Below are 15,019 nucleotides of genomic sequence, written 5' to 3'. Positions count from 1 at the left end.
ATCAGGGAAACAGTTTTCTTGAGCAGGGACTTCCCGCAAGCTTTCAGGGAAGCTATTCGCGGTAAAGCTCATTCGTTTTTTTGTGTGCGTCGCCTTAAAAACGATGAGACTCGTGAGAAAGCGTTCGACCCGGCGTTCGGTTCATAGCCTCTGCCAGCAGAGGGGATGTCGGAAGCGACCGTTTCGTGACGTTTCGGCTCACTATCTGGTTGCTCTTCTTTCGCAACAGGCCCTGAAGGGTCGATGTTCAGACTTTTCCTTGCTCGCTCGAATGCCGCATCGATAGCGGCATGGAGCGAAGCATCTTCCAGGGCAGAAAGCATCCGGATTTGATTGTTCAGTCGGACAGCAATCACAGCACGCCTCATTATAGCTTCCATCGCACCGCGACCTACTCGTCGCGACATTCGCACCCAGCCCTCGGCAAGTGCCAGCGCGATACGACGATCGCCGCCAATAGATGGGCGTTCAACTATTTGAACAAAAGCATCTTCTGTCAGCTCGCTGATTAATCCCCAGCGATCATCGGCATTCTCTCCTCGGTCCAAAGACCACGCGCGCAACCACAGTCGCTGAAAGGCATTTCTGACACCTCCGTGAAATCGCTCGCGCGCCGAAGCACTGAATCTCCAAGAAACGATGTCCGGAGCGACCACGGTGGCAATGAAAGCCCAAACATCGTCTCGAAGCGCATCCGGCGTAGAGAAGAGAGAATTTTCTCCGAGATACTTGGTCACTTCGAGGTCAAAAAGCGCTCTCTCCTTAGCGGCAGCCCGATTGGGAAATCCATATTTCTCAGCTGAAGCTAGAAGTGACAGGCGTATCCCAAGTATTTTCCCCTTCTCTAAAGGGCTGCCGCCGCTAGCCGCATAACTAATGGTGTCCGGGAGCTGGCTTACGAAATCAAGGGAAGTTTTGAGATCAAGCTCGTCCCCTTTTTCATCGAGTACTGCATCAACATCGATCTGGTTCAGGCGCGGGAGGAGGATGACAGTCATCAATCTAGATCTCCTGTCTCTGCGGCCGCAAGAACAGCGGCATGGAATTCCCCTGGTCTGCGATCAAGCTTGCTGCGGACGCCTTCGATACTCTCTCCGGGGAAAGCGAGCTTTATCCAGCTACCCACATAGCCTGCAATTGTTCCATCTTCGGCTTGGCCAATCGTCTCTTCGGCTTCGTCCATACGAACAATTCGAGAAATCAGCTGCGTCATGACGTCCGCCATTATGGTTTGAAGTACAACGGGGTCATTTGCTGTAAGCTGGTCCAGAAAATCCTCCCGGTCGGCATTTATGTAGAGGCGAACGGATCCACCAAAATCTCTGTGAAAGCTGCCTGGCGACCAATGAAGGTACCAGAGCGAAGAGGCATGTGGTCGGCCAGGGAACAGCCTTTCAAAACTGACAGTCTCCATTGGGAACCGCGGTTCGGTTCCTTCCAGCAATACGTTGAATTCACTATTCCAGACTTTCGCGCCACTGATAGCTGGTGCGAGCTTTTCCGCAGCGTCCGTAACACTGAACGAAAGTATCGAGATTTCAAGCATGAGCCGGCCGGACAGTTCAGACCCAGGCAGTAACTCGTCGATCTCGAATTCCTCGTTGGTTTCTTCAGCATTTTTAGGCTCGATTTTCCTTGTACGTATCCATGCGCGAGGAAGGCTTCCTGGACCAGTGCCTACGCGGAGTATAGCGCTCAATTTGAGATCCGCTTCCGGAATGCCAAGATGCACAGCGGCAATTTCGCGATTGACCTTCAGAACTCGCCTTAAGCGCAGAGATCGAAGGTAGTCCCAGTCTTCGATGTATTTCTGGAGCGGGACTGATTTTCCATTGTCGGAAACCAATTCCCAGACCGTACTCCCTATCGCGTCGGGTCCCAGTGTTAAGAACGGAAAAGCAATGCGGCTCATGCTGCTTCTCCTTCAGGTTTTTCCAGAGACGCTTTCAAAATCACTGCACTATCTTCTGGAATGGATACTCGTATCTCCAGATCACCTGAATATCCACGCAGCAGCAGACTATCCGTCTCACTGACAACCGTGCCATCGGGTCGGGTCCATGAAATCACTTCCGGTGCGGTTGTGCCCCACGCGCCATCTGCTGATGCACCGCCGTCCATAACGAGCATTGGTTTCGCTACAGCTTTTAACTCCTCATGTTTTCCATCGTCATGCACAGTGGTTTCGAACACTGCAATACGCTGGTCTCCGCGACCTTCAAGCTTCAGGAAAACCGGTGAAGAAATTCGGTTGTTTTTCCGAGCGGCTTTTGCTGAAGGCTTTCGGCGCTCAGGACCGGCACCACCCCCAATCGCTGAATCGAGTAATCGACCGAACTGCCCTGATACGCGAGCGAGTGAAGGACCGGCGTCGCCTTTACTCTGTGTGCCGAGGGAGGGCGCGGCAACTTCCTTCGCGGCTTCTTTGATTTTAGTAACCGCAACATTCACAAATGTGCGTCGCGCACCTTTTGGCAAAATACTTGGCTGCCAATCATCATGTGCTGGAGGTTCCGCGGAGGCGAAAGCAGCTTCTACTTCCGGGTCGCCATCGCTGATGAACACACCTGCCCATTCAACGCGGGGATCAGGCAAAGGCTCGTCTTTGTAGTAACGGACAACAAGCTCGACAGGTCGCATCACGGCGATATGAGCCGCTGTCTCTGGTATTATCGATAATTCCTCAGGGGTAAGGCGCGTCCGCGGCGCATGTACGCCTTTGTGTATTGCCAGCTTTCCGAGAAGTTTTTTGGGCCGGCTGCTGCTGATTTCCTGTACAGGTGAACTTTCGTTCCGTAGTTCACGGATCGCCGCGGCGAAGTTGTCGAGTGGCGGAAAATCCTCGGGCTTGGGAAGCGTGTAGTGCTGATGGTCCAGTTCCAGGTGTAGGCGGATTTTTTTCTTTGGATTGGTATCCGCCAGCATTCTCGGCCAGAAGTACCACAACAGCGCCTCGCCGATCATTCCCATTAGTGTCTCGGGAGCTTCACCTTCTTCACCGAGAAAAACCGGATCGATTATCATAACCGTGGTTCCGGTGCGTTCAGGCGAGCGGGGCAAGAAACCCAATGCGTCAGCGAGGGTCCTCGCATCTTCACCTTCGATGGGATCAGCAATTATGCCGTCCTCAGAAGGGATGCCCCACCAGTGCCGGCCGGTGCGGCGTTCACAGCTGCCATCTGCGGCTTTAACTTCATGCGCTGACCCAAGGTGACAACCCAACATCCGGCGTACATCCCGGTCAAGGAAACTGGTTTGGGTGTCTACGAGGATCGTTGAACAGCGGCTACTCAAATAAAGCGATGTTTTGCCGTAACCGTATGTTCCACCACCTTGATCGGTATCTCGTGGTGATCCGACGTTTCTGAGAAAATCGATGAAGTCTGTCTCTACATTGCCTGACGGAATCCGGTCGGCTCGTGTCGGTCCGGCAAGTCCAATTGTGTTGAAATCACAGATTTCGAGAACCCAGGGGTTTTCTTTTTCAAGAAATTCGCGAAGCGGCTCCCCGGAGCTATTTGGCTCAGGGAGGTCTTTGAAGACATGCTGACGGAGAGTTGAAAGCTGGGCTTCTGTCAGCCGTCTCAGCCTGAAATGAATCTCCGGGCCGTGTCCGAGTTTTGCTGCGTCGCAACAGTTTTGGGTGGCCTCTCTGACAACCGTCTGAAGAAGATCGAGGCCCGGTGTGCCGAGTAGTTTTTTGAACCCTTCAGCTGCGAGTCCACCAGTGGCTGAATAGTTCTCAGAATGGAGTACGAGATCAGGTAGCATTATTCGGCAATAGTCTTTTCGATTTTCATGATTTCGTCGCTGCTGATGCAGAAGTCGGCCGCCAGTGACAGATCGATAGTATATTCCAGAGCTTTGATACCTTTGAGCAAAGCTCCGGAAGTGAAAGACGACGAAGAGATTTTGGGAAAACCCTCGCGAACCTCAAAATAGGCTGTTACTTCCTCTGAGAAGGCAAGCCGGTTCCAGCTTTCGGCTTCCGGCTCAGAGCATCCGAGCAGTGCGAGGCGCTCTCTTATCTTTTCCGGGTCGGCGGCTAGAGACTTCGCAATTTCAACGAGCTTCGCGACACTTACCGAGCCGCTTGGGTCCCGTTCCAGAATGATATGGACCAGATGCAGTCGTCCTCCGCCTGGTGGATCCAACTGATCGATCGCAGATATCTTTACTGAGTGATCTGCAATCCGGCTGGTTGTCTTTACTTCAAGAGAATGATTGTTCCGCCGAAAATCATGTCGTTCACCTTCCGGACCTCTCCACGCTTCGGTGGCCTCCGAATTCAGCCGCAGTAGCCGGCAAAGAACCAAGAGCTCACCCGCAAGGCCAGTAATTTCACTGTCACTTATCTCCCTGGAAGGGGGGGGCAGTAGCAGTGAGCGAAAATCCTGCAGGGTTGACCGGACTGCACTCTGGGCAGGAGCGCCATTCCGAATTCTTTTCAACAGCTCTTCGCCGACTTCCGAAAACACGCTGTCCAGTTCGGGTGCCATGCAGGTCATGTCAATGAACCGGATCGGCTGACCGTTTTGCTGGTACGTCGCCTCAGACACACGCAATGAAGGACTGTCGCTGAATGATTTCAATTTTTCATGCATGCCAATCGGAACCAGAAGGCGTGCTTCGCCTTCCGTGCCGAGTGCATGCCGCACCGCTCCGTTATTTGTTTCGACATCAGAAGCTACAGTTGGGATAGATATTCCATAGGCTTCATGCTGACCTTTGCGCAGGCGTGACCACGCCTCTTCGGGTGTGCCGGACTCAGAGGACATATCCAGCCTCCTGCTGTTCGTTCACCTCTTCATCAAGCGACTCGAGTTCATCTCCGGAGGGGGCCTCCAGCCGGACACTTACATATCCACCTGCTCCACCCTCGGAGCCCGGGAAGACTATTCCAAAGCCCAGCAGATCGCCTGACGCTTCAAGCTTAGTGCGGTACTTCGATGGCCGTTGGGGCTCCGAGTTGCGATCAATGGCATAAAGAAGAAGTAAGGGAACTGGACCAAGGCATTCCTGACGCCACTGTTTGAGACCTGACCAGTCATCTGCTCTACCATTTGGCAGATCACGGTCGCAGTCGAACAATATGTCACGCTTTGACATAAGGGCTTTGATGTCCGCCATGTCCTGTTTTTTATCATCGATCATCGCACGGTTCGTCAGACGCACGTGGCCAGCAACGCCAAAGGCCTTTTTGCTTTCGCGCCCGCCTCTTGGTTCATAAACTCCCACATTCCAGGAGTTTACCGTTTCCTCCAGTCCGTCGAGGTACTTAAGAAGCAGGGAAGAAGACAATTCCCTGTGGCTTTCGTGAATAATGTAGTTCTTCAGAAAACGGCTGATAAGACTGGTCGGCACGCCGCGATAGAGACGTTTTTCCGAATTCGCATCCCGAGTTCCAAGCCTTTCAGCACTTGAGAGAAGTTCGGCCCCGGCAGACCAGTTGCCGTCAATCACAGTGCTAGTTTTATGATCAAACCGAATAGTCTGGATATGCTGGCCGGCATAGCTGATGTCGCATACCTGGGCATGCCGCATCTTGCTTGCTGCCGTGATCGCCATTCCGGGTATGGAGCGAATGCGGACAGCAAAAGCCATCGGTGTCACTTTGCGATTCACGTATTCCTGAATGTCGGCCCTGATCTCCGCTTCAACACCAGCGAGCATACGGAAAGAGCGGCGTAGCTCTGTTGTCATCCAGATACGAGGCAGATCTTCATAGCCATGGCGGTAACCAAACCAGCGACCCATCTGAAGCAGAGTGTCGTATTGCGACGTTGTTCGCAGAAAGTAGCTTACCATCAGGCCTTCAAGCGTGAGACCGCGCGCGAGAACCGTACCACCAACGACGATGTAGATTCTTGGGCCGTTCTCATAGTCTATGCGATTTTCGCTGAAACCGTTTTCGACCGCTGCTTCGATTCTTTCAAGGACGGTCCCTATGTGTTGGCACAGATCTTCGAAGCAGACTGATGTTTCATTGGTTATTGAGGCGGGAAGTCGGTTTGCCTCTCCTTCCCAAATCTCTTTCATGCGTGCGCCGATCGGTCCGCCGGCGTCACGTAGATCATCATTGTGCTTTTCTATCCAGCCCTTGATCAGCGCCGAAACCCGATCGTGCAGAATGGTGTAGACGGATGTGTGGATGAGCATAGTCATATGCTTGTCGCCATGCCCTCGTTCCAGACGCGCCGCACATGATGCAATGAAGTACAAGACGGCCTCTTCAAGGCTTGGCGTCATAGTAGGGTGAAACTCATCCTTTTCGGCCCGCGACGGTGGCTGGAGGAACGGCAGCTCTTCTTCCGCGACTTCGCGTATCATATCCAAGCCCTCTTCATCAGGCTGGATTTCATCAGCATCTATCGGATCTCGCCCAAAAAGCTGTTCTGCGCCAAAGTAGCCTTCAGGGCGTTCCAGAGCAGTAATAAAATTTCGCGGATAAAGGTCGTCGAGTTCGTCGCGGTTTTCCGGATAAGGGTTGATAAGTACATTGGCAAAGGGCGTTGCCGTGTATCCCACATAGGTCACAGCAGGCAGCTTCTTAATGATCGTGCGTATCCGTTCATTAATTGCGGTCATGTCCAGTTCTTTGGATGCCGCGTTCACGCTGGCTGAATCACATTCATCATCAATCAGCAGGACCCTTAGCTGCCGCAATGTTGAGGCCGGGGTGCGTTCCAGTGTCTCGATGAAGTGCTTCAGAGGCGACACATTCTTCTTGAGAACGCACAGTTGGACGAGGCCGGGAGTCGGTGTTGCGAATGATTTATTGGGGGGAATCCGAAAGTCCCCGTTATCGTCGCTGCTCGTCCATCTCAACCAATCATCCGGATAGCGAGCGACCAGATCGCTTTCCATCCTTCTTTGTGTCTGCTGGCGGAGTTTGTTTGTCAGACCGGCGAGCACAACAACCATGTTGTAGCCCTCATCGATGGCCTTTGCGATTACGGCAGTCATGTTTGCGGTTTTTCCGGACTGCACATACCCGACAACAAGCCCACGATACTGGAATTTCGTTTTTCGAGGGTCGGCAAATAGTGACACAACTTCGTCAGAGGACCCGTGGATCTTTTCAGCGGTTTCCTCGCCCCAGCCCTTTGTTTCGGCAATGAATGTGCGAAATGCAGGCCAGTGCTTAGAGTGTACGCCTGTACCTATGTACCACCGATCATGTGGCGTCAGTATGGAATGCTGCTGCAGCACTTCGATTGGCTTCAAACCTTCCTCGACCAGTTTCCTCGCTGCGTTCAGCGCATCAATCTGATCCTGAGAAAGAGATGCCCCCATAATGTCTTCAATTTCCTGTCGGACGCGCTGAGCAGCATCCTCAACACTATTGGATGTCGCAAGCAAGCTTCGGATTTGTTTCTGAAAAGCGGTTATCTGTGGAGATGTTTTGGTCATATGCCCTTCAAAGTTCGTCTTTCAGTTATCGGACGTTTTTTGTTGCCTGTTTTTTCGAAGTCGCGGTTCAGCACGCGGCGTTTCTGAGAGGTTTTTTGGGCCAGAGTACGATTTTTCGATTCAGCTTCAAGTTGCTTCGATTCTGGCTAGGGCTGCAAGTGGATTTCCATCCATGCGTTCTGCCGGAAAAGTATTGACGCAGATTGATCATTTCGATTCACTGTCTTTGTGAGTGTCCCCGGATTCGCAAGTGGGTTCATGGGACTGGCTGGATGGCCGTAGCGCACGCTTGCAAAAGTCCACAGCCTGGATGGGCCCGTGGCGGCACGCTCTGGAAAGAGCACTGTGCAGTCAGCTTTGGATGAAGCGACTGCGATCAACTTCATAAACCGCGCCTCACGGGCGCTTGTTATGAATGCCGCTTCGCGCAGTTCTCTGCGCACGCATCCAGGAGTAGACGCAATGTCTCTGTCTGTTGAATACGTCGCTCTGCGCGACCTCGTTCCCTCAAAGCGCAACGCGCGCACCCACGACGCTGGCCAGATCCGGCAGCTCGTTGAGAGTATAAAGTCCTTTGGTTTCACGAACCCGCTGCTGGTTGATGATCACAACGAACTCATCGCGGGCCATGCGCGTCTGGAAGCCGCAAGACGATTGAAGATGAAGCATGTGCCGGTCATCCGCCTTGTCGGTCTGTCAGGCGCGAAAAAGCGGGCGCTGATGCTTGCCGATAACAAGATCGCACTCAATGCCGATTGGGACCTCGACCTTCTTGCTGCAGAACTCGCTGATCTCTCCTCGATGACCCTCGATTTCGAGATCGAGGCCACCGGGTTTGACGTGGGCGAGATCGACCTGATTATCGAACATCAGGAGGAGCGGTCGGTACCCGAGGAAAGTGATGTTGTTGCAGAACCGGACCGGTCTCTGCAGACGATCTCAAGGCGCGGGGACCTCTGGCGGCTCGGCGAACACCGGGTGCTCTGCGGGGATGCGAGGAACCCGGATGACTACACGCTGCTCATGGATGGTCAGGTTGCGGACATGGCGTTCACCGACCCGCCCTACAATCTCGTCATTGATGGCCATGTCTGCGGCAAAGGAAAGACAAAGCACCGTGAGTTTCACGAAGCATCCGGAGAAATGTCCCCGGCAGAGTTCGAAGCCTTTCTGAAAGAAACCTTTGAGCTCGGCGCAGAGCACAGCAGGAATGGCGCGGTCTGGTTTGTTTGCATGGACTGGCGTCACATTGGGGAGATTCACAGCGCCGGAACCGAAGTTTTTGATGCCCTGCTGAATCTGTGCGTCTGGGCGAAAACAAATGGCGGTATGGGCTCGCTCTACAGGTCGCAGCATGAACTGGTGTTCGTATTCCGCAAGGGACGCCACCAGCACCGCAACAACGTCCGGCTGGGGAAATTTGGTCGCAACCGCACGAATGTCTGGTCCTACCCAGGGGTGAACACGTTCCGCCAGGGCCGGATGAAGGAGCTGGTAGCACATCCGACTGCGAAGCCCGTAACGATGATCCGGGATGCCATACTCGACTTGTCAAAACGCGGTGACATCGTTCTCGATCCCTTCCTCGGCGCCGGCGCCACGGTGATCGCCGCGGAACGCGTCGGTCGCTGCGCCTACGGGTTGGAAATCGACCCGGCGTATGTCGATGTCATCCTCCGCCGTTGGCGCGACGAAACGGGGGATGAGCCCATACGCTGCGCAGATGGGCGTGTCCTGCATGATCTCGAGCAGGAGGCGGTCCAATGAGCGATGATGGCTATGAAGTCGGTTATGGCAAACCGCCAAAGCACACGCGGTTTCAAAAGGGTCAGTCCGGCAATCCGAGGGGTCGTCCGAAGGGACGGCGAAACTTCAGCACGGAAATCAAGAAAGTGCTTGAGGAGCGCCTTATCGTGTCGACGGGCGGGCGCAGGACGAAAGTTACCGCCCGTGAGGCCGCATTCCGGCGGCTTGTTGCAAAGGCGCTGAGCGGCGATATGCGCGCATTTGCTCAGATCGTGCCGCTTGCGGATCGTGTCGAAGACGAGGAGCGTGCGAATGCCACCCGCCGGCTTTTAACGAGAGATCAGGAGATGCTGGATCGCTACATGCAGAAAAAGCGGCTCGCGGAGGCAGCGGATAAGGCTGAGGAGGGTGAGCAAGATGACGATTGAAGATATCGAGCTGGCAGCGTTCGAAGCCATGTTGCGGACGGATCTGTCGGCTTTTATTGAGAAGAGTTTCGGCACGGTCGACCCCGGCGGCTCTTTCCTACATAACTGGCATATTGAGGCCATCGCACATCACCTCGAGCGGATTGAAAATGGTGAGATTAACAGGCTGATCATCACGATGCCGCCGCGGTCGCTGAAGTCAATATCGGCGTCTGTGGCTTTCCCTGCCTGGTATCTCGGCCGCCAGCCGAAGAAACGCATCCTCGCCGTGTCTTATGCGGAAAGCCTCGCAGAAAAGCTCGCGCTGGACTGCCAGAAGGTCATGCAGGCACCCTGGTACCGCGCGTGTTTTCCGGGCACGCGCATCTCGAAGAGCCGGCGGGCGCGACATGATTTTGAGACCACGCTGGGTGGCGGGCGATACTCGACCTCTGTCAGCGGGGCCGTGACGGGCCGGGGAGGGGACATCATCCTGATCGATGACCCGCACAAACCTGAAGACGCAAACTCCGATGTAAAGCGCAGCGCGGTTATTGAATGGTTCCGCTCGACTCTGCTGAGCCGCCTGAATGACCCGGCCAGGGACGCTATTGTTCTGATACAACAGCGGGTGCACGAAGACGATCTGGCCGGCATGCTGCTCAGGCGGGGTGGCTGGATCCATCTCAATCTCCCTGCGATTGCCGAAGAAGAGATGGTCGTTGAAATCGGCAGCGGCCCGAAGAAACACCGGGAAGAGGGTGACCTTCTGCATGCTGAAAGATTGCCGGGCGATCTGCTCGAGCGCCGTCGCGAAGAACTGGGTAGTTATGTCTTTGCTGCGCAGTATCAGCAGAGGCCGGCTCCGCTCGGGGGTGGCATTGTCAAATGGGCGTGGTTCAAGCGACACGAAACCCCACCCGAGCGCCGATCCGGCGACCTGATTGTTCAAAGCTGGGATACGGCCTCAACAGCCTATGAAGCGAGCGACTATTCTGTTTGCACAACATGGCTGGTCAAGAACCGCCAAAATGCCTGGCTGCTCGATGTGTATCGCGAGAAACTGGAGTTTCCGGACCTTCGACGGCAGGTCCAGCGAGAGGCCGACAATTGGAAGTGCGACCTGATCCTGATTGAACATGCAGGCTCGGGCATTCAGTTGATCCAGGAGCTGAAGCCAACCATGTACTGCAGCATTCGCGGGATGAAGCCAAAGCTCGACAAGGAGACCCGGATGATGTCTGTAACGCTGGCAATCGAAGGCGGGCAGGTGAGCATCCCGCGGGAAGCGCGGTGGCTGGCAGACTTCCAGCACGAAGTCGTCCGGTTCCCTAAAGCGAGACATGACGATCAGGTCGACAGCCTGTCCCAGTTCCTCATCTGGCTGACGGAGAAGCGCCCCACAGCCATGTACGGCACGTACGGGTGATAAGTATCTACCGGGTGCCGCAGTGCCATCAGTTGGAATGCGCCCGTATCCGTTGCCATGTCACCATTTCTCCCCTTTTAGCCTTCGCAAATAGCCGAAATGTCGCAAAAAAACGTTCTTGTTTTGTCTTCTTTTGCGCCCTGGATAGGGTAGGCGTTTGGAAAAAACACACCATATGTCCGCAGAATATTCTTGATGAGGGGGCGACGTCCCGCCATAGTGTCAGAAAAATTCCCAGGGTGGTGAGCAGAGATGACGGATTTTGAAATCCTTCTCCGGAAGGCAGGCTATTCGGTACCCCAGGCAGCAGAGCATCTCGATTATTCAGAGGGTCATATTTACCGCTGGATCCGGGGCGAAGAGAAGCCTCGGGACGGGATAATCCGGCTGCTCGAGCTGGAAGTTGATCGTCGGCGCAAACCTGATAGCAGTGGTGGTTTTACCTTCATCGATCTGTTTGCCGGTATCGGCGGGCTGCGTAAGGCCATGGAGAGCGTGGGCGGGCGCTGTGTGTTCACCTCAGAATGGGATAAATACGCGCAGCAGACCTATCTGGCGAATTTTCCTGACAACAGGCCGATCGCGGGGGATATCCGTGAGGTCGACGCAGCCGCAATCCCCGATCATGATGTGCTCGTGGCAGGGTTTCCCTGCCAGCCATTCTCGATCGCAGGGGTTTCAAAGAAGAACGCGCTGGGCCGACTGCATGGTTTTGATGATGAAACCCAGGGCACGCTCTTCTTCGACGTGCTGCGTATCCTGATGGCGCACCGCCCGGCGGCTTTCCTTCTTGAGAATGTGAAAAACCTTAAAAGTCATGATCGCGGCCGGACCTTTGAGGTGATCCGCCGCAAGCTTGAGGATGAACTGGGCTATACTCTGCAGACGCGTATCATCGATGCGGCGCATTTTGTTCCGCAGCATCGCGAACGCATCGTGATTGTGGGTTTCCGCGAGGATGTGCCATTTACCTTCGACGACATGCAGCTGCCGCAGCGCGGGCATCGCGTCATGAGCGATATCCTGCACCCCGAGAATGGAGACGAAGTTCCTGAGCGGCATTACACGGTCGGCGATAACGCGGTGGTGAGCGACAAATACACCCTGACCGATAAACTCTGGAAGTACTTGCAGGACTATGCAGCCAAGCACCGAGCGAAGGGCAATGGCTTTGGTTTTGGGTTGGTGCACGGCGATAGTATCGCGAGGACCTTGTCCGCCCGCTACTACAAGGATGGATCCGAGATCCTTGTCAGTCGGGGTGAGGGTCGGAACCCGCGCCGCCTGACGCCGCGGGAATGCGCCCGCCTGATGGGCTATGACGAGGACTTCCGTATCCCGGTTTCTGACACGCAGGCGTATAAGCAATTTGGCAATTCGGTCGCCGTGCCGGTATTTGCAGAGGTTGCACGGATTATGCATCCGCATATTCTGAATATCACAAGCAAGCAGGTGGACCCGGTAATCAGAGTTGGCTGACGTTCATGACACAGCAACCCGCAGCCGAAACATGGCGGCGATACGGGGGGCTGATACGAAACCGGAATTGATGATCCGCCGCGGGCTTCATGCCCGAGGTTTCCGTTTTCGGCTGCACGATAGGAAATTGCCCGGGCGCCCTGACCTCGTCTTCCCGAAGTATCATGCTGTTCTTTTCGTTCATGGATGCTTCTGGCACGGCCACAACTGCCATCTGTTTAAATGGCCGAAGACGCGGGAAGACTTCTGGCGCGAAAAAATCGAGGCCAATGTCGGGAGGGATAAGTCCGCAATCGATGCGTTGCATGAGGCTGGCTGGCGGGTCGGGATCATCTGGGAATGCGCCGTTAAAGGTCGCATGCGCAAACCTCTCAACACGGTTCTGGGTGAAGCCGTAGATTGGTTGAGAACGTCTGATGGTGATTTTGAGTTTGAGGGATTTTCCGAAAGTGATGCCATGGAGGTTTCCCCGTGAAATTCGGTGCTCTGGCAGATCTGTTCGAGGGCGCTGGTGCCAAGGTGCTCACCGAGGTCGAGATCAACCGTCAGCGCTCAAACCAGCATGAGTTCCAGGGCGTCAGCGGCTTTCGGGCGTTTCTGGGGACGCCAGCAGAAAAAAAGACCTTCCCGGCAACCTTCTACTGGCTTGAGGACGATGAAGAGGCTGAACCGGTCCGCCTCGAGTCCTTCTGCACCTGGAGTGATGTCCGGCGAGGTAAGGCGGGACGCAGCCCTGAATATCATCTTTATTACGCGGCAGAGTCAGAGCCGGTTGTCCATCGTGCGCGGGCTGGAGACCAGGTTGTGATTGCACGAAGAAAAAACGGGGATCTGATGGTGCTGGTGACGCCAAAGGGTTCAACCATTGGACAACAGCTATTGTGGCTGTTTGGGCTTGAGCTGTCCGAAGGAAAGTCCGTTGCACGTCGCCTCGAGCCCGATGATGCTGTCGAGCTTGGCCTCGCGGCGCGGAACGTTCTGGCAGACATGGGTATTGAGGTGGAAGAGCCGGAACCCGACGCCTTTGAGCTTTTGATTGAGCGGTTCGGGAGGCAATTCCCCGGGACAGTGCCATTGTCGCTATTTGCCCGGGAGACGCTTCCCAGTGTTGATCCGCTGGAGGACCCGGACGGTGCACTCATCGCCTGGATGGAGCACGAGGAAGCTCTCTTCCGACATCTGGAACGGGAGATCGTCTCCGACAGGCTGAAGGCAGGCTTCACTCGGGGCGAGAAGGCCGACGTCGACGGTTTTCTACATTTCTCGTTAAGCGTACAGAACCGTCGGAAATCACGCGCTGGCTACGCTTTTGGCCATCACGTTGAAGCTATCCTGCAGGCACACGCGATCAGCTACACCCGCGAAGCGACAACCGAAAAACGAAACGCCGCGGACTTTCTGTTCCCTAGCGAGGACGACTATGCGGACCGGCGGTATCCGGATGATCAGCTCAAAATGCTGGCGGTGAAAACAAGCTGCAAAGACCGGTGGCGTCAGGTTCTTGCGGAAGCGGATCGGATCCAGACCAAGCATCTGCTCACCCTCGAACCAGCAATCTCACAAATTCAGACCGCTGAGATGCAGAATGCAGGCCTGCAACTGGTTCTGCCTGCCTCTCTGCACAGCACCTATCGATTTGACCAGCGCGCGTGGCTGATGAGTGTCAGAGGGTTCCTCAAGTTGGTGCATGATCTGCGGGGGCGGCAGCGGTTGTTGATTTGACCGCTGTAACGTTTCGTCGAGTCGCTGCGCTGGATAACATTCATAGGGGCACTGTCAAAGCAAACTGACTTGAGGCGGGAAGGGCGGTTTTGTAGCGTCGAACCATGACCCAACGATCGCCGTTTCGCTATTTCAAAACCAGTCCAGAAATCATCCGTCTGGCGGTGATGTTGTATGTTCGGTTCCCACTGTTGCTTCGGAATGTGGAAGATCTGCTGCATGAGCGCGGCATCGACGTGAACCATGAAGCCGTTCGGTTTTGGTGGCACAGGTTTGGGCCTATGTTTGCCAACGAGATCAGAAAACGACGGGTCGAGGGGATGAAGTCGAGCCAGTGGCGATGGCATCTGGACGAGATGTTCGTGAAGATCAACGGCGAAAGACACTATCTGTGGCGGGCCGTGGATCACGAGGGCGAGGTGCTCGAAAGCTTTGTCACCAAGACCAGAGATAAGAAAGCGGCATTGAAATTCCTAAGAAAAGCAATGCGGAAGCATGGCCGACCTGACGTAATCGTGACCGACCGGCTCCGGTCATACGGTGCTGCCCTGAAAGATATCGGTGCCAACCATCGCCAGGAAACGGGGCGCTGGCTCAACAATCGCGCTGAGAATTCACATCTGCCGTTCCGACGACGAGAGCGGGCGATGCTTCGCTTCCGGCGGATGCGAAGTTTGCAGAAATTCGTCGCCGTCCATGCCTCGATCTATAACCTGTTCAATTCGGAGCGCACGCTTTCCTCCAGACCAAACTTCAAGTCGAACCGGGCCGCCGCACTTGCCGAGTGGCGGGGTATCTGCGCCGATTAAGGGACAGCCATTCT

Annotated in this window: 12 protein-coding genes; 7 read left to right on the top strand and 5 right to left on the bottom strand. The window is 54.9% G+C overall.

Annotated elements, in window-relative coordinates; genetic code table 11:
• Nucleotides 1-68: 68 nt before the first annotated feature.
• From AC2FNZ_RS06605 to AC2FNZ_RS06585, 5 genes are read right to left on the bottom strand one after another with little or no spacing between them, the layout of a single operon-like run.
• A complete protein-coding gene (locus tag AC2FNZ_RS06605; RefSeq protein WP_496839950.1) occupies nucleotides 69-998 on the bottom strand; it encodes a DUF6339 family protein in 930 nt (309 codons plus the stop codon).
• Nucleotides 998-1,912, bottom strand: coding sequence for a hypothetical protein (locus tag AC2FNZ_RS06600; protein ID WP_496839948.1), 915 nt, complete (start codon nucleotides 1,910-1,912; stop codon nucleotides 998-1,000). Before AC2FNZ_RS06600 ends, AC2FNZ_RS06605 begins: the two co-directional genes overlap by 1 nt.
• On the bottom strand, nucleotides 1,909-3,771 hold the full coding sequence (locus AC2FNZ_RS06595) for a hypothetical protein (RefSeq protein ID WP_496839947.1): 1,863 nt from the start codon (nucleotides 3,769-3,771) through the stop codon (nucleotides 1,909-1,911). The genes AC2FNZ_RS06600 and AC2FNZ_RS06595 overlap by 4 nt, the downstream gene beginning before the upstream one ends.
• Nucleotides 3,771-4,778: a PD-(D/E)XK motif protein gene (locus tag AC2FNZ_RS06590; RefSeq protein ID WP_496839946.1), complete on the bottom strand. Its 1,008-nt coding sequence runs from the start codon at nucleotides 4,776-4,778 to the stop codon at nucleotides 3,771-3,773. Before AC2FNZ_RS06590 ends, AC2FNZ_RS06595 begins: the two co-directional genes overlap by 1 nt.
• On the bottom strand, nucleotides 4,768-7,413 hold the full coding sequence (locus AC2FNZ_RS06585) for a Z1 domain-containing protein (RefSeq protein WP_496839944.1): 2,646 nt from the start codon (nucleotides 7,411-7,413) through the stop codon (nucleotides 4,768-4,770). The genes AC2FNZ_RS06590 and AC2FNZ_RS06585 overlap by 11 nt, the downstream gene beginning before the upstream one ends.
• A 462-nt stretch (nucleotides 7,414-7,875) precedes the next feature.
• On the opposite strand from AC2FNZ_RS06585, the gene AC2FNZ_RS06580 reads away from it, so the two are divergent.
• From AC2FNZ_RS06580 to AC2FNZ_RS06550, 7 genes are all read left to right on the top strand, one after another.
• Complete coding sequence (locus tag AC2FNZ_RS06580; protein ID WP_496839943.1) at nucleotides 7,876-9,180, top strand: site-specific DNA-methyltransferase; 1,305 nt, start codon at nucleotides 7,876-7,878, stop codon at nucleotides 9,178-9,180.
• Nucleotides 9,177-9,587 (top strand): DUF5681 domain-containing protein, encoded by a 411-nt coding sequence (locus AC2FNZ_RS06575; protein WP_496795184.1) that lies wholly within the window; start codon nucleotides 9,177-9,179, stop codon nucleotides 9,585-9,587. Before AC2FNZ_RS06580 ends, AC2FNZ_RS06575 begins: the two co-directional genes overlap by 4 nt.
• The gene (gene terL, locus AC2FNZ_RS06570) at nucleotides 9,577-10,995 is read left to right on the top strand and encodes a phage terminase large subunit (protein WP_496839942.1); all 1,419 of its coding nucleotides are present in this window, start codon (nucleotides 9,577-9,579) and stop codon (nucleotides 10,993-10,995) included. Before AC2FNZ_RS06575 ends, terL begins: the two co-directional genes overlap by 11 nt.
• A gap of 252 nt (nucleotides 10,996-11,247) precedes the next feature.
• On the top strand, nucleotides 11,248-12,474 hold the full coding sequence (gene dcm, locus AC2FNZ_RS06565; protein WP_496795182.1) for a DNA (cytosine-5-)-methyltransferase: 1,227 nt from the start codon (nucleotides 11,248-11,250) through the stop codon (nucleotides 12,472-12,474).
• Nucleotides 12,467-12,949, top strand: coding sequence for a very short patch repair endonuclease (locus AC2FNZ_RS06560; RefSeq protein WP_496839941.1), 483 nt, complete (start codon nucleotides 12,467-12,469; stop codon nucleotides 12,947-12,949). The genes dcm and AC2FNZ_RS06560 overlap by 8 nt, the downstream gene beginning before the upstream one ends.
• Complete coding sequence (locus tag AC2FNZ_RS06555) at nucleotides 12,946-14,196, top strand: type II restriction endonuclease (protein ID WP_496839940.1); 1,251 nt, start codon at nucleotides 12,946-12,948, stop codon at nucleotides 14,194-14,196. Before AC2FNZ_RS06560 ends, AC2FNZ_RS06555 begins: the two co-directional genes overlap by 4 nt.
• 104 nt (nucleotides 14,197-14,300) lie before the next feature.
• The gene (locus AC2FNZ_RS06550) at nucleotides 14,301-15,005 is read left to right on the top strand and encodes an IS6 family transposase (RefSeq protein WP_496839939.1); all 705 of its coding nucleotides are present in this window, start codon (nucleotides 14,301-14,303) and stop codon (nucleotides 15,003-15,005) included.
• The last annotated feature ends 14 nt before the right edge of the window (nucleotides 15,006-15,019 follow it).

Source organism: Ruegeria sp. SAZA006, assembly GCF_059613465.1.
Note: the sequence above shows the minus strand (reverse complement) of the source record. Positions and strands in the feature narration are given on the sequence as shown.